Source organism: Mesotoga sp. UBA6090, assembly GCF_002435945.1.
In the GTDB taxonomy this organism is placed as follows: Bacteria; Thermotogota; Thermotogae; order Petrotogales; family Kosmotogaceae; genus Mesotoga.
The window spans coordinates 14,330-34,560 of sequence record NZ_DIXC01000085.1 but is presented as its reverse complement, the minus strand read 5'-3'; the positions used below and the strand labels follow the sequence as shown (position 1 = coordinate 34,560).

Annotated in this window: 18 protein-coding genes and 2 tRNA genes; 3 read left to right on the top strand and 17 right to left on the bottom strand. The window is 46.0% G+C overall.

Annotated elements, in window-relative coordinates; translation table 11 throughout:
- The coding region (locus B3K42_RS12995; protein WP_292599203.1) for an amidohydrolase family protein at positions 1 to 367 on the bottom strand (367 nt) is incomplete at its 3' end.
- Positions 364 to 1,221: a pseudouridine-5'-phosphate glycosidase gene (locus B3K42_RS12990; protein ID WP_292599201.1), complete on the bottom strand. Its 858-nt coding sequence runs from the start codon at positions 1,219 to 1,221 to the stop codon at positions 364 to 366. The genes B3K42_RS12990 and B3K42_RS12995, both read right to left, overlap by 4 nt.
- Positions 1,222 to 1,409: 188 nt before the next feature.
- Between B3K42_RS12990 and B3K42_RS12985 the strand changes: the two genes are divergently transcribed.
- A tRNA-Arg gene (locus tag B3K42_RS12985) sits at positions 1,410 to 1,484 on the top strand.
- 183 nt (positions 1,485 to 1,667) lie between these two features.
- The gene (locus tag B3K42_RS12980) at positions 1,668 to 2,921 is read left to right on the top strand and encodes a Glu/Leu/Phe/Val family dehydrogenase (RefSeq protein ID WP_292599199.1); all 1,254 of its coding nucleotides are present in this window, start codon (positions 1,668 to 1,670) and stop codon (positions 2,919 to 2,921) included.
- Positions 2,922 to 2,995: 74 nt separating this feature from the next.
- On the opposite strand, the gene B3K42_RS12975 is transcribed toward B3K42_RS12980, so the two are convergent.
- The 8 genes from B3K42_RS12975 to B3K42_RS12940 all read right to left on the bottom strand — a co-directional run bounded on the left by B3K42_RS12975 (position 2,996) and on the right by B3K42_RS12940 (position 11,386).
- Positions 2,996 to 3,616, bottom strand: coding sequence for a metallophosphoesterase family protein (locus B3K42_RS12975; RefSeq protein ID WP_292599197.1), 621 nt, complete (start codon positions 3,614 to 3,616; stop codon positions 2,996 to 2,998).
- The gene (locus B3K42_RS12970; protein WP_110990586.1) at positions 3,613 to 4,230 is read right to left on the bottom strand and encodes a hypothetical protein; all 618 of its coding nucleotides are present in this window, start codon (positions 4,228 to 4,230) and stop codon (positions 3,613 to 3,615) included. Before B3K42_RS12970 ends, B3K42_RS12975 begins: the two co-directional genes overlap by 4 nt.
- A gap of 3 nt (positions 4,231 to 4,233) precedes the next feature.
- Positions 4,234 to 6,645: an efflux RND transporter permease subunit gene (locus B3K42_RS12965; protein WP_110990585.1), complete on the bottom strand. Its 2,412-nt coding sequence runs from the start codon at positions 6,643 to 6,645 to the stop codon at positions 4,234 to 4,236.
- 106 nt (positions 6,646 to 6,751) lie between these two features.
- Positions 6,752 to 7,426 (bottom strand): hypothetical protein, encoded by a 675-nt coding sequence (locus B3K42_RS12960; RefSeq protein ID WP_292599195.1) that lies wholly within the window; start codon positions 7,424 to 7,426, stop codon positions 6,752 to 6,754.
- Positions 7,423 to 8,661, bottom strand: a complete 1,239-nt coding sequence (locus tag B3K42_RS12955) for a S41 family peptidase (protein WP_292599194.1) — start codon at positions 8,659 to 8,661, stop codon at positions 7,423 to 7,425. The genes B3K42_RS12960 and B3K42_RS12955 overlap by 4 nt, the downstream gene beginning before the upstream one ends.
- Entirely contained in the window at positions 8,639 to 9,433 is a 795-nt protein-coding gene (locus B3K42_RS12950; protein WP_292599192.1) for a tRNA (adenine-N1)-methyltransferase, read from the bottom strand. Before B3K42_RS12950 ends, B3K42_RS12955 begins: the two co-directional genes overlap by 23 nt.
- The gene (locus tag B3K42_RS12945; protein ID WP_110990583.1) at positions 9,434 to 9,709 is read right to left on the bottom strand and encodes a metal-sensitive transcriptional regulator; all 276 of its coding nucleotides are present in this window, start codon (positions 9,707 to 9,709) and stop codon (positions 9,434 to 9,436) included. It abuts the gene before it with no gap.
- A gap of 12 nt (positions 9,710 to 9,721) precedes the next feature.
- Complete coding sequence (locus tag B3K42_RS12940) at positions 9,722 to 11,386, bottom strand: nucleoside kinase (RefSeq protein ID WP_292599191.1); 1,665 nt, start codon at positions 11,384 to 11,386, stop codon at positions 9,722 to 9,724.
- Positions 11,387 to 11,445: 59 nt separating this feature from the next.
- Between B3K42_RS12940 and B3K42_RS12935 the strand changes: the two genes are divergently transcribed.
- Positions 11,446 to 11,521, top strand: a tRNA-Gln gene (locus B3K42_RS12935).
- A gap of 33 nt (positions 11,522 to 11,554) precedes the next feature.
- Here B3K42_RS12935 and B3K42_RS12930 read toward each other — a convergent pair.
- The 7 genes from B3K42_RS12930 to B3K42_RS12900 form a co-directional block, all read right to left on the bottom strand.
- Positions 11,555 to 13,753 (bottom strand): peptidylprolyl isomerase, encoded by a 2,199-nt coding sequence (locus tag B3K42_RS12930; RefSeq protein ID WP_292599189.1) that lies wholly within the window; start codon positions 13,751 to 13,753, stop codon positions 11,555 to 11,557.
- Positions 13,754 to 13,892: 139 nt separating this feature from the next.
- Positions 13,893 to 15,497 carry a glycoside hydrolase family 57 protein gene (locus B3K42_RS12925; protein ID WP_292599187.1) on the bottom strand — a complete coding sequence of 535 codons (1,605 nt, stop codon included), beginning with the start codon at positions 15,495 to 15,497 and terminating at the stop codon, positions 13,893 to 13,895.
- 4 nt (positions 15,498 to 15,501) lie between these two features.
- Positions 15,502 to 16,236, bottom strand: a complete 735-nt coding sequence (locus B3K42_RS12920) for a DUF4912 domain-containing protein (protein WP_292599186.1) — start codon at positions 16,234 to 16,236, stop codon at positions 15,502 to 15,504.
- Between the two features lie 134 nt (positions 16,237 to 16,370).
- A complete protein-coding gene (gene hisS, locus B3K42_RS12915) occupies positions 16,371 to 17,645 on the bottom strand; it encodes a histidine--tRNA ligase (RefSeq protein ID WP_292599184.1) in 1,275 nt (424 codons plus the stop codon).
- Positions 17,638 to 19,122, bottom strand: coding sequence for a TrkH family potassium uptake protein (locus tag B3K42_RS12910; RefSeq protein ID WP_292599182.1), 1,485 nt, complete (start codon positions 19,120 to 19,122; stop codon positions 17,638 to 17,640). Before B3K42_RS12910 ends, hisS begins: the two co-directional genes overlap by 8 nt.
- A complete protein-coding gene (locus B3K42_RS12905) occupies positions 19,123 to 19,782 on the bottom strand; it encodes a potassium channel family protein (protein WP_292599180.1) in 660 nt (219 codons plus the stop codon). It lies immediately after the preceding gene.
- Positions 19,779 to 20,231: a potassium channel family protein gene (locus B3K42_RS12900; protein ID WP_292599178.1), complete on the bottom strand. Its 453-nt coding sequence runs from the start codon at positions 20,229 to 20,231 to the stop codon at positions 19,779 to 19,781. The genes B3K42_RS12905 and B3K42_RS12900 overlap by 4 nt, the downstream gene beginning before the upstream one ends.

The following is a 20,231-nucleotide window of genomic DNA, read 5'->3' as shown; positions in this document are numbered from 1 at the left end:
TAGTCAGTATCACGGGTCTCGATGTTATGGAATCAAGTATCTTCCTTACAGGCATAAAACCAAGCACTTCTTGATCCCAACCGCGCGCCCGCACAATTTCACGATCGACTTCCAGTCTTTCTGCAAGTGATTCAATTGAATTGCAGTCCTCTAGGTTAACTTCCAGATCCTTTCTTCCCGTACCTATGAGGTGAGCGTGAGAATCCACAAATCCCGGGTATACGAAGCTGCCGGCAATGTCTATTTCCAATGCCCCTTTGGAGGGAGTCGGGGAGAAAACTCCCGCACTCATGTATAAGTCTCTTCGGAGGTATTTTCCATCTTCCACCGAATAAATTAGACCGCCTTTCAGCGAGTAATCTGTCATTGTTCTGCTCCGAAACTTGCTGCGATTAGACCTCCTAGAGCGGCGTTGTTTATCAACAAGGAAATATTCGAATCAAGAGTCTTGCCGTCTGAGAGCTCTGCCAGCCTACTAAGAAGATATGGAGTCAGCGCCTTTCCGGAGATGCCATTGGTCTCTGCAGATTTGAGAGCTGATTCTATGAGGGTGCTGAGTTCATCAAAGTTCATTGAATCTGCTTCTGGTATTGGGTTTGCGACCAAAACTCCTCCCTCAATTCCCAGCCTCTCCTTTTCTTTCAGAATCTGAACGGCCTCTTCAGGCGAATTTATCGTCAAGTTGATTCTGTAAGGGCTTTTCGAGCAGTGGAAAAGGGGAAAGCAATCGGTTCGGTAAGCGACTATCGTTACTCCAAAGGTTTCGAGGAACTCAAGCGTTTTAGGAACGTCCAGTATGCTCTTGACGCCTGCAGAGACCACTATCATTCTCGTTCTCGAAAGCTCTATTATATCTTGAGACACATCCCAGTCGATGTCCCTATGAACTCCGCCAATTCCACCGGTGGCAAGAACTGAGATTCCGCTCGTTCTCGAGATGGCCATTGTGGCGCTTACCGTTGTTGCTGCATCTCTCTTCATTGCTGTCGCATAGGCGATCTCAGCAGTGCCGACTTTCAAGACATTCGAGGCCATACCAAGTTTCTTTATCTGTTCATTTGTGAGACCGACAACTATCTCTCCTCCGAGAATTCCGATAGTCCTGGGAGTGCCTCCGTTTTCCCTCACGGCTCTCTCCATGTTCAAGGCAGTCTCGAAGTTTATTCCTTTAGGAAGGCCATGAGCTATGACAGTAGATTCTAGAGCAACGTCTTTCTTCAACTGGGTTCACCTCTCATGAATTTGAGATGCCGGAAAGCATTGGATTTCACTACGAAATCATCGGCTTGACGATAATCAACGTAAGGTGAAGTTGATCTCTGAAGCAGCTTCCCTGCTCCCTGACTGAATCAATTTTATCAGAATGTGATTGAAAAGGAAGAAACGTGATGCTATAATTTGCTCATTGTGCCCCTATAGTTCAACGGATAGAACGGCGGATTCCTAATCCGCAGATGAAGGTTCGATTCCTTCTGGGGGTACCAGAGCGAGGTTATCCTCGCCTTTTTTATTGGCAATTAGCATAACGGATAGTAGCACAGAAAAGGCTACTTAGGATTCGCTAATTAGTCGTAAATGCCGTCTTTTGCCTCTGCTTGGGTTTGAGAAGAATACAATCTGGTCATAGAATTCAAGTAAAGAACACCAATCTTCGAGGAGGTAATGTTGTGGCAGAAAATAGTCTGTTCCAAAATGCACTGAAGCAGTTCAATAAAGCTGCCGATGTAATGGATCTTAGCCAGAGCATGAGACAGGTCTTGTCTTTTCCGAAGAGAGAACTCACAGTCAATTTCCCCGTCAGAATGGACAACGGAGAGATCAGGGTTTTCACGGGACACAGGGTACAGCACAATATCGCGAGAGGTCCAGCAAAGGGTGGCGTTAGGTACCACCAGAACGTTACTCTTGATGAAGTGAAGGCACTTGCTTTCTGGATGACTTGGAAATGCGCCGTGGTAGGCATTCCTTACGGAGGCGGAAAAGGCGGAGTCTGCGTCAATCCGCAGGAGCTCTCTCTAAGCGAGATCGAAAGACTCTCGAGAAGATACTTCTCAGAGATCCAGATAATCATTGGTGAAGGAGAAGACATTCCTGCACCGGATGTGAACACAAACGCCCAGATAATGGCCTGGTATATGGACACTTACTCCATGAATGTCGGTCATTCCGTCCTTGGAATTGTCACTGGAAAACCTCTGGAAATTGGAGGTTCCAAGGGTAGAACAGAAGCTACCGGCCGAGGAGTCAGGGTAGTTGCTGAAGAGGCGCTCAAGTATAAAGATATGGATCCAAAGGAAGCAAGGGTAGCCGTTCAAGGATTTGGCAACGTCGGTTCTTTCGCTGCGAAACTGATATATGAAGAGATGGGTTCGAAGATTGTAGGTATTAGTGACGTTTCCGGCGGCCTCTACAATCCAGACGGTTTCGACATTGACGATCTTATGGAGTACAGGGATCAGAATGACGGAGTAATTGACGGTTATCCAAAGGGTCAGAAGATAACCAATGAAGATCTTCTCGGGCTCGACGTCGACATCCTTGTTCCTGCGGCTCTTGAGAATGCGATAACCGAGAAGAATGCAAGAAACATCAGAGCCAAGATAATTGTTGAGGGTGCAAACGGTCCTATGACACCTGATGCGGAAGATATCGTTCTGGCGGAAAATACTTTCGTTGTGCCCGACTTCCTTGCCAATGCCGGTGGAGTTACGGTCTCCTACTTCGAATGGGTTCAGGGACTGCAGCACTACTTCTGGGATGTTGAAGATGTGAGGAGAGCTCTCCACAAGATCATGAGAGAGGCGTTCGGTTCGGTAGCATCTACAATGAACAAGTACAACATCGACATGAGAACGGCTGCTTACGTTGATTCTATTGAGAAAGTTGCACATGCTACGAAACTGAGAGGAATTTATCCCTAAAAATAGAGGAAGTCGTTTTTCCGGAGCGGAAGACCTTTCTTCCGCTCTTCCAATTCTGTGGAGGGAAAATCAGATCAGGATCTTTCTGACAAAAAGAAGTTATCTTCAACTCTATAGGCGGTAAGGTAGCCTCCGTAAACACAGCCGGTGTCGATCCCAATCTTTCCTTCTTGAACGAGAGGACCGCTTATCAGAGGAGTATGGCCGTAAACCACCGTACGATTTTTCAGCGGATTGGAACTCTTGAGAAAGGGTTCTCTAATCCACAAAAGATCATCTGAACTCTGCTTTCTGAGAGGGATGCCCGGCCGTACCCCAGCGTGTACAAAGACGAAGTCGCTCTTTTCGTAGTAAAGGAGAGTTTCGTTTAGAAACTCGATATGATAATCAGGAACCGATCTGATGCTGCCGTAACTCCTGATTGTCGTTTCCATACCGTTGTATGCCCATATTGTGGACCCCTCGGCGCCTCTCAAGTAATCGAGAAACATCTGTTCATGGTTTCCTCTGATAAAGTTGCAGCGATGGTTAACTGAAAGCGCAATCAGGAAGTCTATGACTCCTCTGGGATTGGGACCACGATCCACATAATCTCCGATGAAAACAAGAGTGTCGTCATCTTTGAGCTTGATTGCTTTAATGAGTCTCTTCAGCGGCGACAGGCAACCGTGAATATCTCCAATCGCATATGTCAAGCCAGGAAACCCCTCATAAACAGTTGCCAGAGAAAGGAAATAACTATCCCTGCAACGGGGCTGATGATCCACTCCTTCTTGTTGTCCTTAGAAAACACTGCACGGAAGGCCAGTCCGGCTAAAACGGAAACAATCACCCAGTTCCAGTGATTTGCAAGAATGAAGATAAATATAGACATTCTCTCAGCGATCCCGATTGAGTCGGTAGCCTCTTCCGGCAGTATACTCCCACGAAGAAAGTACGTGACACCCACGGTTACCAGAAGCATTCCCATAAGATACCAGGAAAACTCCACAGTGACAAGTGATTCGACGAGGAAGCTTCTTCCAAGTAAGGTGAGAAAAAGAAGCAGGAAGAAAGCAATGACTTCGATCAAGGGGTTTGACAACCTCTTGCGGCCCATGTCAACAGTGACTGTCAGGCCGATAGAAAGTATCAGTAAAAGTATTCCAAGAGGACTTGATAGAAAGACGTCGAAAGTAAAGGCAAGGAAGATCAGAACGACCCAGATGAAATGAATCCAGAACTTCTTATCGTCCATCTTTGCAAGCTTTCGATTATTTACAAATGCATGATCAACCACATAGTAAGCCACCAGAAGATGTAATGGCATATCTCAACCTCCGATCTTCTTTTTGCTGTTCCATGGTAGCACAGGAACTAGAAAGGTTGCAACAACAAGTGCGGCAAGAACCCCAAACCCGAGGCTTATGCCGAATGTGCTCAGGAGTTTTCCCTTTGCAAAAATGAATGAGAAGAAGGTTAGCATGGTCGTTGCCGAAGACATGGTTATTGATTTGAAGGTTCTGGCCAGCTCTGAGTTCTTCTTATCCATAGAACTATATATAACGTAAACAAGTGAGTCTACACCAATTCCAATTATCAGCGGGGCAGAGATTACAGTGACAAAAGTCGTTTCAATTCCAATCAATTCCATTAAACCAAACATCGACATCAGAATTCCAACCATCAGAACTAATGTCTTGAGGCCATCTACGATGGACTTTCTTTCGATAGAAACGACGACAAAGATTGCTACGAAGGCAACCAAACATATCGGAAGGGAGACGATTCTCACAAGATCCATCAGGTAATGGAAGACTTTGGGATATCCTCCGAAAGAAGCTCTGAGTTCAGGACTGAGACTGTCGTAAATAATCTTGATTACATTGTTTCTGTAGATTGTCGATGATGGTTCGGAGTTCAGAACAAAATACGTCTCACCATTGGCAGCCTCATAGAGAAGCTGATCCCTCAGGCTTTCCGGTATAACCTCGGTAGCAAGGTCAATAAGATCATTCGAGCTTTCAATGGATCCCGCTCTGTCAAGCAGTTCTACGACGAAGTCATAGTAATTTGCTTTCTTGAAGACTGCCTCAATTAACGGAGAGTCTCTCAGTGCATCGATTTCCCTGGTAACTTGCTGAATCTGGTTAATGTGATCTCCCTCTCCTCCTTCGATAACAGAAAGTATTGAGAAGGAGCTCTTGAAGTTTGGGTTCTGATCGATTTCCTCATGCGCCCTTCTTAGAGAATCTATATCTGGAAGTATAAATGGCACTGTGTTTATAATACTTCCCCCGAAGGTTCTTTCAATTAGGGAGGGAACTGCGATCAGTTCTGAGTCGGTCGACATTAGTCCCGGTGGAGTATAGGAAAAGCTTCTAATATTGTTCAGACCAAGATAGCTGAGCATCAGGATAAGCATGAAGACAACTCCTCCGGAAACGACGCCGAATCTCAAGATTAACTTCGAGATTGTCTGGAAAAATCTATCAAGCAGGTGAATGTTTGCCTTCTTTCCCGGATCCATCACGGTCTTGATCGAAATTGCCGGGAGGTAAACTGTCATTACGACAAAGAAGACAACAATACCGATTGCGGAGAGAATCCCCAGTTCCCTAATGGCCGGTGAGTCAATAACCGCAAGAATCGCGAAAACCAGCGCAGTCGTGATCATACTTGCCGATAGAGGTTTTATGAGCGCTTTGTAAGAGTTGTGCAGAAGGGATACTGGATTCTTTTCTCTTGTAGCTCCGTCTGATAGTCTCGTGAGCATGTGAATTCCGTAGTCAATTCCCAGTCCAAGGGTTATGGCCGTTACGAAAGTGGTGATAATATTCAGCGAACCGAAGATCATATATGAGAGGCCGAGCGTAATGAACATAGAGATTGCCAGAGACGAAAAGACATACAGAGTGATCTTCAGACTCGAGTATGCAAGAAAGAAGAGAAGAGATATTCCAGTCAGTGAGAGTATTGTTGTGAGAATAAAGTCGTCGCTCACTTGCTTGTGCGAGTCGTAGGTCCCGAAATGGTCTCCTGCCATCCCATAGGAAACACCGTGGGATTTGGAAATTTCAGTTACCCACTCTCTCAAGCCTGGTATAACTCTTTTCACGTACGAAACGTCTGAGGAAGGCCCATCTAGCCTGATGCCCATGACCAGCACCATTGGATCATTTGCGGGGACAGACTCCGGTAGTCTTACGAAATTCATGAAATCATCTTCATGAGATTCATCACCGACGAGAGCCTTCAGTTCTTCAAATCCAATTAGCATCTGTCCAAGACTGCGAATGGCGGAAAAATCATAGTTGACAAGCATCTGCACTGTCCTTGTGAGATCTTTGTCACGGTTTCTCATCGAAGCCAGTTCGGCCGGATCGACCATGAGCAGTCCAAGGGGTCCGAGATCCGACATGAGATCGAATCTCACAAAGGATTCGATGTTTTTAAATTCAGCTGCTCGGTCGTAAATTTCTCTTGCCGCAGCCACCAGATTTTCTTTGCCCTTTTCGGTCTTGTCATCCGTTTGAAGAACGACGTAGGTGACACCTCCGGATGTGTCAGCGCTAATGAAGCGATTGTACTGCTTCACAATCGGATCGTCCTGCGGAAGTATCTTTAAAAGATCCGAATCAACGCTAAGCTTTATCGAAAGATAGGCACCGAATGCACCAAGGATGATGAAAAACACTATTACTGCCGCGCGGTGTTTTATTACTAACTCACTCAGTCTCTGCAACTAATCATCACTCACCATCAGTCATCTCTTGTCCATAGAAAGGGCGTCTCTAGTATAGCAACTTTCGTACGGCTTGCTTTTATTTGAATCGGCGTCCGTCAGATACTCAGTTTTTTGTAAGAAAATGCCTGACGGGAAGAAAAGGTATTGAATAGCGTTCTACGGTCTGCAGGAATAATTGACTAACAGAAGTACCTTCTCTAAGAACCACAACCGGTCCGGCGCCTGAGAAGACATCCGAGACAAACCTTCCCGGACTGAAAGAGTTCATAAAGTGCACGCTGCCAAATTCAAAACCTTCTTCCAGGATAGAGTTATAGTCAGACTCCATTACTAGTGTGTAGCCTGGGACGTAGCTTAGTATGAAAACTCCGTAGTCAACAGACTCCAATTTTGTTACAGTGGTTCCGAAGAGGTCAACTGTTTCTATTTCTCTCGAACCTTTCTTACCAGTCTCTATAAAAAACAAAGTCTGCAGTTTCGAGAAGACCTCGGAATAGGGAGAGATAAATGTCCTGACACCGTTTTCAGTCGACATAATCCAGGGACCAACCCTTTCCCTCTCGAGTTGTTTAAGCACTGAACTGAATTCTCTCACGGCCTCAAGATGGTTTTTGAAACCCTCGAGAACAGGCAAGAATCTATTTCTAAGAAAGAAGTCGGGAGCTGCACTGCGTCTCCCGACATTCTGAATACCTTCAAAATTGAGATAAAGTATGACCAAAAGCCCACAAACTAGAGCAATCAGCGAGATTACGATTGGCAGACTTGCGATCTTCAATTTTCAGTCTTCGCTCCTAATTGCTCAAGTATCGTCTCGAGAGCTTTTGATAGCTGAAGGTCATGTTCGACATCTACTGATGCCGTCGATAGTGTCAGCTCTCTTCCATCTTCTCCAGGAACGTCTTCTCCCGGCTCTACAACTATATCAGGTTCTATCCCCTGAAGATGGATGTCATTTCCATCTGGAGTGAAATAGTGGGCAGTGGGGAGCCAGATTTCTCCACCGTTTGAAAGATTAAACACAGTTTGAACGGCTGCCTTTCCGAAGGTCTTGGTACCAATTACCGTTGCAAGCCCGTGATCCTTCAAGGCGCCCGTCAATATCTCTGAAGCCGAAGCGCTTCCACCATTTACGAGGACCACTATTGGTTTATCTGCGAAGTAGGTGTTGTATCTCGATCCCCAGGAGTTGTATATCTCTTCTTGCCCATCTCTGTACCTTATCGTTATTACTCTTTGCCCTTTAGGCAACATGAGTGACGAGATATTTAGAACACTCTGCAAAAGTCCGCCTGGATTGTTTCGCAGATCGATTATGTAGGCCTCGCTGTTTCTGCTAAGGTTCAGGGCATCCTGAAATTCATCATAGGTGGGTGCGTTGAAGCCTGTTATCTGTATGTAAGAGATTACGACGTCTTCGACAGTTAGCAGTTCACTCTTCACGCTCCTTATTTCTATGAACGCCCTTGTGATTTCCACGAAGAAAGGTTCTGAAACAGATTCTCTATAAACCTCCAGCACCACATCAGTTCCGGGGTCGCCTCTCAACATATTGACGGCGCCGTAGTAACCGACATCGGATACAGGGACATCGTCTATTTTGAGAATCAAATCGCCTGTCTTCAAACCCACCTTCTCAGAAGGGCTTCCAGCCATAGGTGCCACTACTTCTAGACAATCGAATTCTATATTGTACTGGACCGTAGACCCTATTCCACCGTATTTAGAGGTTGTGTCAAGTTCGTTTTCCTTTGTCTGGACAGGGTCGAAATACCATGCAAAGGGATCGTCCAGTCCACGCATTGTTCCCGTCAGAGTCTCATTTAGAATCGCGTCGTAATCAACCTTTTCAATGTCGTAATAGTTGCGATCTATGTAGTTGAGTATCTGAAATACCGGACTGAATTTCTCGAAAACCTCATCTTCCGTCGTGGACGTAAACGCCCCGAGAAAAAAGACTGAGACCAGTACTGAAATCGACACGAATATCTTAAGGGCTTTCCCTTTTGACATTAAACTTCCTCCCTTCAGCTTTTATGCCGAACACCAGGTATGTAGTATGACCAACCATTCTGTCTTCCGGTCGAAACCTTTCGGGATTTGTCTTGTAGTTTCTAGCCATTATCTCCCACACCTGAATATCAATAATTCCGAGACTTCTAAGAATCCCGATCGTTTCCTGAACCTGGTTGACCGTAGGACAGATAACGCAAATCCGTCCGCTTCCCTTGAGAATCGTTATCGAGGTTTCAAGAGAAGCAGAAGGTTCTGGAACATCGAGAAAGAAGGCGTCGGCACTTTCCCTTATCTCACATTCAGCGATCTCCCCCGCTACGAAAGTTACCCTTTCAATAAAACCCAGACGGCGGACGTTCTTCTTTGCCTTCTCAAGAAAATCCGATCTCTTCTCATAAGATATGACTTTGCCCGATTCGCCCACCTGCCGGGAGAAGACAGAAGTCATTACACCTGTTCCGGTACCGGCTTCATAGACTACGTCTCCCGGTTTTATATCCAGGGTTAATAATATGAATGCCATATCCTTTGGATAAACTATCTGAGTAGATCTTTTCAAAGAAAAAACCCCGTCGATCATCGATGGTTTGATCAGGTAAGCATCTCGAAGACCGAGGTTTATTCTCTCACCGAATTCCTTTCCAACCAGGGAATCCATAATGAGATTTCCGAAATGAGTTTTGAGAATGCCACCTTTCTTCACCTCTGAGAAGTACTTTGTTTCTTCATCTTCGAGTAGAATCAGTACGTTGTCACCGTATTCGATCATCTAGACTCCTCTGAGTTTAATTATGTTCTCAATAAGATTGTCAAGTTCCTCGATCTGCCCGGACTCATTAGCTTCGATAACGCACTTTCTCGCGTACCCCTTGACAATCATCTCGGATACTCTTGAAAGAGCGGAGTTGACGGCCGAGACCTGGGTAAGAATGTCTCCGCAAACCCTGTCGTTTTCAACCATTTTCTGCAGACCCCTGATCTGGCCCTCGATTCTCTTCAGTCTGTTTAAGACCGCCTTTCTGGTCTCTTCATCTACTTCTTGCATGCCTCCACCTCTTCAGGAACCGAAAACACTTCCGCCTATGAACTCCTTGATTATGGAAGTTCTTGGAATATCTTCCAGATTTGTCATAGGTAGCAGGTAGTCTATGAACCTAAGAAGCCTCTTTGCTTCAAGATACTCGGGTACTGAATCATCGATCTGAACAAGCAAAGGCTCTGCAAATCCCTTCAACGCAGCCAGCTCATAGACAATCGCGGAATTAAACATCACATCTGCCTCTTCCTGGAAGGGGAATATGTACTTGTCCTCTCCTCTTCTTACACTGGACCACATTCTTATTGTATCAAGCGCAGAGTGTCCTCTAAACCTGTTGTCGCGTACAATCCTGCGCAGCAATCTGACGTCAGTAGTGGGTATTCTGTTCAGATTGTCGAGATTCATCTGAGTCAGAGCGCTGACGTAGATCTTGAATTTTCTTTCCCGAGGGACGGAACTGCTTAGCAACTCGTTCAACCCGTGTATTCCTTCGATTATTACCGGCTGGCCCTCGGTGATTTTGATCGGCCTGTTGTGAAATCCGCTCCTTCCTATAACAAAATCGAACTTTGGAAGCAGGACTTCTTTCCCATCGAGAAGTTGCGAAATCTGTTCGTTGAATAGATCAATGTTTAGAGCGTATATCGATTCGAAATCGTAGTTTCCGTTTTCGTCCTTTGGAGTCTTTTCTCTATCAACGAAATAGTCGTCGACAGATATCTGGACAGGTTTCATGCCCAAGACCTTCAGATGTAGCATCAGTCTTTGAGAAAAGGTCGTTTTGCCCGAGCTTGAGGGTCCTGCAATCAAGATAAGGTTGGGCTCACTGTGTTCGGCAATGCGATCTGCAATCGCAGCGATTTTCTTCTCATGAAGGGATTCCGCGATGTTCACGATCTCTCTGATTTCCTTCGGTCCCCTGCATATTATTTCGTTCAGCTCTCCCACCGTCTTGACACCGAGAATCTTCCCCCATCTCTCATGCTCAAGAAAGACGCTGGATATCTTCGGCTGGTCGACAAATTCGGGAAGTCTCTCTGGTTCTCTCGTGCTGGGAAGATTGAGAATAAAGTAATCTCCATAAGGGAGCAGAGCGAACTTCTTCAATGTGCCGGTTGAATAAGGCATGTAGCCGTAGAAGTAGTTCAAATACCCCTTACATCTGTAGATATTGACGGTAGACTTTTTCCTGTATTTGAAAAGCAAAGCCTTATCTCTCTGCCCGTCTTCGTCAAATGACCTTATCGCCTCGAACTTGCCTAGGGTATCTTTCTCGAAAACGGCATCCTCTTCCACAAGTTCTTTCATCCTGGTCTCAATCATCTTCAAGTTCTCAGGGGAGATGTCGATTCCTTCGATGTCACAGACAAGACCAGGACCCCTTGAGTGGTGAACGTTTAGCTGGGCGGTTCCAAATAGCTCTCTGATTGCAATGAAAAGAATGAATAGAGTTCCCCTCGTGTATATTCTAATCCCGTCGAGTGAAAAGAGATCAATGAACTCGATTTCCTGCTCATCGTTGACTTTTCTGCAAAGTTCTATAAGAGAATTGCCGGATTTTGCAGCCATTATGGGAGCCCTGTGAAAACCGTCACACATTCTGGAAAGTTCATAGAAGGTTGTCTCTCCGGTTACTGGGATCTTCTTACCCAATTCCTTTACGAAAATCTCGTGGTTAGCCATAGTAGAATCACTCCAAATCATTGACACCACAAATAGTCGATGTTAGAATCTATTTGCTGTGGGGCGTAGCCAAGTTGGTAAGGCATCAGATTTTGGCTCTGACATTCGTAGGTTCGAATCCTGCCGCCCCAGCCAGAAAAGGGTGGCTATTGCCACCCTTTTTCGTGACTAGTTAACTGTCCCGCTAGCCTCACTCTCGAAACTTACGTCCAGATCGACATCTCCTATTGGTGAAGGTGTCTCGTTTTCAAATGGAACATTCAGTCCGTCTGAGCCGATTTCCGTGTCTAGACCTGTGCCGAGAGGCATGTCAACGTCCGTTGCTTCGTCCGTCTGAGTCGCGTCGGTGCTAGCTTGAGCATTCAGCTCGGAAATCTGGAATTCGATTGTCTCGAGTAGCGATCCAATTGTCTCGTCTTCGGGATAGTATTCCAGAAGCTTCTCCAGGTAGTGCTTTTCTGCCATAAGGTAGATCTCCATCATCGGTTCGTTCTGTTCTAGATTTGCCATCTTCTCGTAGATGTCAACAAGCAGATAAAGTGCGCTTACCTTCAGATCAGTTGCAGCTTCTGTGGAGTTAATTACCTTTCGATTCAAATCACCTTCTATACTCTGAATGGGAGAGTCAATCAAGAGAGATCTTGCCTGGGCTCCAAAGTACTGACCATAGTATTGAAGGTAACTGTCCAGCAAGGCTGGGTTCTCTAGCAAAGGTCTCACATTCATGTTGTAAGAATTCTCGTTGTATATGTAAGCTACCTCAGGATTGTCACCGTCAATCTGGTACATGTAGTTCACGACCCTAGTTGAATTGGGCATTACCGAATACAGGTACTTGACGGAATTCTCGAAACGCAAGTTCTTGTCGTCGAAGACCTTACGCTTCTCGGCAAGCATTTCTTCGACCTCTTCAAGGCTCTGAACACCAAATTCTCTCATGTACTCGCTGGCTCTTTTTGCCTCAGAGAGAATGCTTCTAATCTCTGTCTCGGTTGAGGGAATCGTCTCAAGCTCGCTCTCGATTTGCTCAGTCGACATGGATGTTGCCGTTGCCGGGAGCGTTAAAAGAAGATCCTGGAGATCCTCAAGGTCAAGTATCTGATTTCTGAGATTTCCTATCTCGCTTTCAGCAAGCTCAGTGTAGAAGACCACAGGAAGGAAAGACTCTCCGACAAGTATGTTCCCAGATTCATCAAAGTAGTCTCTTTCAAGCTCTTCAAGCAGTTCGGAGGCTTTTTCTGGATCTGCCATCGCCTCGTCATAGCTGGCGTACATTTGCAGGTCGGGGTCATTTATTTTTTGCGACAAATTGTTCTTGTCCCTGTATTCGGAGATCCATGCGTTGAACTCTTCGTTTTCGAACTGGGTGAGCTCTGATTGATAAAAGGAAGTGTTGGCGAACTCCTCAAAACTGTCGAAAGTGGTTTTGTTGTTCACGAGTATAAGGTGATAGCCAAACTGAGATTCAACAGGTCCGACTACAATACCGGGAGTTGCATCAAAAGACGCGTCTTCAAACTCCTTAACCATCTGTCCTCTACCAAACTCTCCCAAAGCACCGCCATTGACTGCGGTACCTGTATCGATTGAGAAAACTGTCGCGGCATCGGTGAATGAAATTTCTCCGTTATCAATCATTGTCTTGATCTCTACCGCGCTGGCTTCATCCGTGACCAGAATATGGTTGGCGTCGACTCGCTCGTAATTCAGCTTCAGATCCTCAAGGTTCTCCTCAACGTATTTTTGGAATCGTTCATCCATGTCGGGGATAGCTTTGTTAGTCACATTAATTGTGAGCAGTTGTGTCGCTACGTAGTCCCTTATCAATTCAGTAAAGGCATCAACTGAACCATACTGGTAGATAATCGCAGATTTTGTCTCTTCCTCGGCAACGTATTGATCTACGACTCTCTTGGTTTCGGAATCTACCTGCTCCGCAGTCGGGAGAACCTCATTCTCAGTCGCGTACAGAAGTAGTGTCTTCTGGTCTACGAGTGACTGGAAAATATCGTATCTAATTCCCATCTCGCTGGGATAGTTTTCCGTATCAAAATATGGATCGAGGTTGTACCCTTGACTTCTTAAGTTCGTAAGCGTATCGCGTACTGATGTTTCATACTCTGAATAGGTAATCCAGTATTTAGAATCTGAGAGCGGCGTGCCGTCCTTCGTGAGACCGCCCACACTTTCACTGAAAGAGATTACGGAGCCGGTATTCTGCGGGTTACCCTGGGGGCCCCCTCCAATATACTGTGCAACGGACCACCAGATTATTCCAACTCCAAAGAGTATGGCCACTACCCAGACAACCGGCCGCTGAATAGATTTCATGAAATTAGAATTTCCTCTCGATTTCTTTTTTGGCATTTGCTTTTCAACTCCCTCCAAGCTCCTAATACTCTACAACCAATAAGGGGAGGTTTATGCCTCCCCCGGCTTCACGAATTATACCATAGCAAGTATGCTCTTGTAATTGGCGCAATGTCTAGAATGACGGCAGATTTAACTAACCAACCTGCTTTGCGTAGACTCTGAAGTCTATATTCGGGAATATGGAATCCACCCATTCAAGTGTCTTCAGTTTGTCTTCATCAATTGAGTCGTTTTCGATTTCACTGTACAGCGAGAGCAACCTGTCAATATGGGTCTTGGTCCGATTTACTGCGTATTCCACAGTTGTGTTGGTAGTTATAATGAATGCCCAATCGCTTGACTGAGCAAGGAGAAGCTCTCTTGCCATCTGGTTTAGAGCCCTGATCTTGAGACGTTTGTCAGTTCTCTCATACTTTCTGGCCAGTTCAATCATTCTTTTGGAGCCTTCGTCCAGGTGTCTGTAAATCCAGTCGTTTCTGCCGTTAAGCCACACTTCGTTGTAGCCGTTGGCTCCCCAGGTGGAGATGTTAGGAGTGACGACCTGAGCCTGTTCCATAGATTTGATGACTTCGGGCGGGGTCGAGGGAACAACGGTACTGTCTCCGTTCAGTTCTCTGAAAAGCTCCTCGATGAAGAGGGGACCTTCGTACCACCAATGACCGAATAGCTCGGCGTCAAAAGGCGCAACAATCACGGGTTCCTCTCCGTCGAACTGAGAAGACAGTCTTCTTATCTGCTCTCTCTTCCTGTTGGCGAAATCCTTTGCATGCTCAACAGTAGCCCTTCTTGCATCATCAATGTCATAGTATTGTTTTTCGTTGAGAGAAACATCCTTACCTGTTATCTTATAATACTTTATTCCTGTATTGCACCGCTCACCGCTGGGATCTATGTACGGTCTGATGTAGTCTTCCTCACGGTCGAACCCCACGTCCCTGTAAAATTCCCGGTACCTCGAGTCTCCCGGGTAGCCCACCTCGGAACTCCACACCTGCTGGCTCGATTCGGGGTCTCTTGCAAAGGCAAAGACGTTTTCCGGAGTGACCACCGGTCTGTATACCCCATATCTCGGAGCGGGATCTCCGTACCATAGGCTATGAGAATCCACAAAGAAGAAAGAAAGGCCATGCTCGCGCAGGTAAGAATCGAAGCCGGGAACGTAGCCGCACTCGGCGAGCCAAATTCCTCTGGGGTCCCTTCCTGTATGTCTCTTGTATGAATCAACTCCTATTTCAATCTGTGCGTTTATCGCCTCGGGGAAATTCGTCATCAGCGGCAGAAAGCCATGTGTAGCGTTACACGTCACAATTTCCAGCTCTCCGCTTTCCTGAAGTTTGGCGAATTCTCCGACTAGGTCTCCATTGCATTCATTGTAGACAGTTCTTATCTCCTCCAGTTCCCGCAGATAATGCATTGCCAGCCTATTGGCCGCCGGATGCTCAGAAAGGGTCCTGGAGATTTCGTTTCCAGCAAGTTCGATCGATGAACTCAGGTAATTGAGATGTTTCTTCTGGAGGTCTTTGTTGGCGAACATCTCCATTAGAGGAGGAGTTATGCTCATTGTTACCCTGAAGTTTACTCCGTCTCTCTTAAGCCTTCTGAACCCTTGCAGTAGTGGAATATAGGTCTCTGTAATCGCCTCGAACAACCATCTCTCTTCCATAAAACTTGGAAAGTCGGGATGATTTATGAATGGCAAATGTGCATGGAGCATGAGGACGAATCTTCCTTTTTCCATACAATCACCTTCCACTCTTGCTCTTCGAGATAGTCTTTATGAACTCATCGGAAGAGGGATTGTCGGATGGTCCAGAGGACTTAGCGAGCTTTCCGAAAGTGAATTGCTCTTGTGAAGCTTTTTGTTCTCTTCTCGATCCCTTCTTCAAGTCCACCCAGATTTCATGGTCTGTGAATCTTGGTGAATTCCTGGGGGTTCTCGCAATTCTGGACTTCAACACACTCTTGAAATGTCCGTCACCATAGTAGCCAATTTCAGCAATGTAATCTGCGTCCGGAAAATCAATCTGAAAGTACCAGCTCCCGGCGTCGACCGAGATGTCTGCTTCTTTGAATCTGTGAGCGTTTTTTCCATCGTAAATAATGTTGGTAATGTCGCTGACTCTTACCAGAAGCTTTGATGAAGAACTCGCAAGGTTTCTGGCGGTCCATTCCGATAGATCCCACATCACATACACCCAGTAGGGATTAATCGGGTGAATCGAGACAAAGTCGCGAGAGTACGATGAAGGTATTTGCGCGTCGACGGGTTTTGACGGACGAAGAATTTCAGAGGGGCTCTTAACTGGAATGCTGCTGGATTGTTGACTGCTTTTCTGAGCATACTTCTTCAGTGCGCGAGCAATATCCTTCTTTCGCATTGTTCTCTTGAGATTGATTCCTATCATCTTCGCATAACGACGAAGATCCTGAATCGTCGGGTCGTTGCTTAGAAAGGACTGTATTTCCTCGTTGTTCATGGTAAAAACCTCCTGGGCATGATTTCCTACTCAAGTAGATGATATCACACTCCAGGAAGATAAATCAAGGGATTATAGGTAAATAACAACGATTATTATCTGTTTCCTTTCTCAGACAACTTAAGTTACGAGTTTTACGAAATATCTCTTAACTTATCTACTACGTAATCTGCCATATAGTCGCTATCCACTTGGAACTGAGAACCATCATTCATCACTTTGATGGTTACAATGTCTCTTTCAATTTCTTCCTTTCCAATCAAAAGAGAAATTTTTGCCCCTATTCTTGCCGCATGTTTCATCTTGTTGCGCATATTTCTCTCCATTACATCAACGAACGTCGATACACCCATCTTGCGGAGCCTTCTGGCGTAGTCAAATCCCCTCACGCTTTCTTCTCTTCCGAAAGCCAGAATAGCCACTTCGGAGGTTTCCGGTCCATTGATCTTCACGCTTTCTGACTTGAGAAGCATCACAATTCTCTCAAGGCCTATTGCAAAACCAACTGCAGGGCAGCTCTTTCCTCCTATGTATTCGACCAGACCGTCGTATCGTCCACCGCCGACCAGTTGATCCTGGCTCCCGAGGGAAGAAGATCTTATTTCAAAGGCAGTTCGCGTGTAATAGTCAAGTCCACGCACCAGAAACTGATCCACCTCATACTCAATTCCTGCTCTCTGCAGATACCACTGTAGTTCCTCGAAATGGCTCCTGCAATCGCTGTCAAGGTACTCTAAAATCCCCGGAGCTCCGTGAACCAGTTCCTTATCGATCTTGCAATCGAGCAACCTAAGAACGTTGGTGTCGTATCTGCGCTGACAATCGGGACACATCCCTGGAAGTTTGTCGCTATAATATTCTTTGAGGGCGGTCTTGTAATCCTCTCTGCATGCAGGGCAACCGATTGAGTTTATGAAAAGCTTTGCATTGTTGATCTTCAGTTCTTTGAGAAAGCTATAGGCCATCTCGATTATCTCGAAGTCGGCCAAAGGACTCTCGGAACCCAATATCTCGGCACCGAACTGATGAAACTGCCGCAACCTTCCGGCCTGCGGCTTCTCATAACGGAACATTGGACCGTTGTAGAAGAGTTTAACAGGGGACCCTAGATTTACGAAGGAGTTTTCAATGAACGCTCTCGCAACACCTGCAGTTCCTTCTGGTCTAAGAGTTATGGATCTGCCGCCTTTGTCTTCAAATGTGTACATCTCTTTCTGAACGACATCCGTCGATTCGCCAACGCTCCTCTCGAAAAGCTCGGTCGCTTCGAATATGGGGGTTCGTATTTCGGTGAATGCGTACTTATGGGAGATATTTCTGATTGCCTCTTCGACGAAGTGCCAGTACTCAATATCTTCAAAGGCAATGTCCTGAGTACCTTTTATTCTGTTAATCATGACTTTATGCATTCCTCCGTCTTCTAAATAAGATCTTTCCATCTCTCAATAACTTAGTTATAGCATATATGACAACCAGAAACTCGAGTCTTCCAAGAAACATGCCAATTGTCTCGGTCCATAAAAGTCCTGCAGGCGCTCCCGGGGCAGTTATCCCTACCGAGAGGCCCACGGTACTCAAGGCAGAAGCATATTCGAAGGCCGAAAAGGCCATCGAGTGGCCATATGACATCAGTACTCCCGTGCCGACGGCATAGGTCGAAAAGTACAGAGAGAAGACGAGCAAGATCTCTTTCACGAGAGAGTTGTCTATGTATCTTCGAGTTTCACCTTTCCAAATCTCCTGCTTCAGGATCGCGTCCTTCGGAAGGAAATACCTTCTTATTTCCAGCCAGAGTATCTTTATTAATGCGAACAATCTGTACTGCTTGAGACCGCCCGAGGTTGAATCAAGATCACCGCCGAATATCATCAGCAGCACAATCAAGTAGATTCCATAATGATTCCAGGGCACAAAGTCAACGGTGGAGAAACCCGTGCCAGTGAGAGCAGACACAGTCTGAAAGAGACTGTGTCGGAATTGCTCTGCTCCCGAAGAGTAAAATACTGCCAGAGTTCCAGTCATCAGGAATGGAGTGAAAATCGCGAGAATAATGAACATCAGCTTGGGTTCCCCGTTGTTCCAAAAGGCTCTGAAGTTCTTCTTCCAGAGCGTGTAATGAATTCCAAATCCAGTAGCTCCAAGCAGCATAAGGATGATCGTTATGATTTCAATAGAAACACTGTTGAATTCTCCGATAGACCCAGATCGAGTCGAAAACCCCCCTGTTGCCAGAGCGGTCAATGAGTGGTTCACCGCATCGAAGAAACTCATGCCGGCCAGTCTGTACATTATTACGCCGGCCAGAGCATATGAACCGTATATTACCGCGATTGTTCTCGTTGAGCTCTTGATATTAGGAACTAGATTGTCCATCCGTCCTTCGGCTTTGTAGAGGCCAAGTCCGGCTGGTCCAAGAATTGCAGACATCATGATAATCGCAATACCGGCTCCTCCAAGGTACTGCATAATGCTTCTCCAAAGAAGGAAAGTTTCGGGAAGCGTTTCAACATCTACCAGGGTCAAACCTGTCGTGGTCCAACCGCTGGTTGATTCAAATACTGCCTGGGTGAAATTCAGATGACCGCCAATGATAAACGGGAGAGCGGACAGGAGGATAGCTATCACCCAGGAGAAAAGGACCACTATCGCGCCTTCCTGGATGGTTATCGGTGATCCGGGACGTACTCTCATAGTCAGCTTAAGCATCAGTCCCATGGCAAAGCTCAGCACAGCCGTGGTTATAAAGGCGAGACTCTGGACAAAGACATCGGGATTCCCGATGCAATATAGTAATGGGATCAACAACACAACTGGAAAGAATACAAAGAGATTCCCGAGGTATCCAAAGACAAGTCTATATCTCTGTTTCAAAAGATTCTGAAACATCTACACCTCTCCTAGAAGAGTTTCGAATACAGAAGATTGGACAATGGGACTGCTCAGCACCAGAAGGACATCACCCATTTCAATAACTGTGTTTCCCCTCGGAATAACTACTTCGTCATCCCTGACTATTGCCCCAATGACGCTTTCGTTAGGAAGCGGAATGTCTTTGATCGCTTCTCCAAGAATTGGAGACTTCTCTGTCATTTCTATTCTGAGAATTGACACTTTTTCGGATGAGGGGAGAAGGTTAGTGATATGTTCTCTGAAGAGGCTGTCTTCAAGAGCCACTCCAAGGATTTCAGTCGGACTGACTACGCTCTTTATACCCATCTTCTCGAAGACGGCCTTATTGTCGGGGTCATTCACCATGGCAACCGGCCTCTCAATTCCATACACTCTTGAAGCCGTCAGACAAGCAACTAGATTGTCCTGATCGTACGGCGTTAAGGCCACAAAGAGGTCGGACCGGTCAAGCTCAAGTTGCTCCAAAACGTATCTCTTGCTTCCATCGCCTCTCACGATGACTGCTCGGAGCTTCTTAGCCATTTCGTCGCAGAGCCTCTCATTCTTGTTTACTATCATCACGTTATGACCTTTGCTTAAGAACCTTCTAGCGAGGTGGTAGGCAATCTTCTCTCCGCCGATCAGCACAATCTTCATTTTTCATCACCGCTGATGAAGTAGAGCGCATTCTTTACGTTTTCGACGGCTAACAGAGTTGGGCAGATCACTTCTATTCCAAAGTCCGAGAACATCTGGATGTTATTCGGGTCATAAGCTCTTGCAACAACCCGAGGAACTTCGAAATACTCCTTTGCTGACATCGAGATCATCAAGTTCGTGTTGTCGTCTGTGGTAAGCACCAAAGCGACATCAGCCTTGTCGAGCTTGGCTTCTTTCAGAACATCAAGCTCCGTTGCGTCCCCGAGGATGTTGAATCCAGTGAATTCATATGAGAGAGCATCGAAAGAAGACTCGTTCCTGTCTACTACAACCACACTGCAACCTATTGAAGAGAGCCAGTTGGCCATTCTCGATCCCAGCCTTCCGCATCCGAAGATAACAACATAGTACTCATCTTTTTTGATCGCACCCTTCATGAAAGGCAT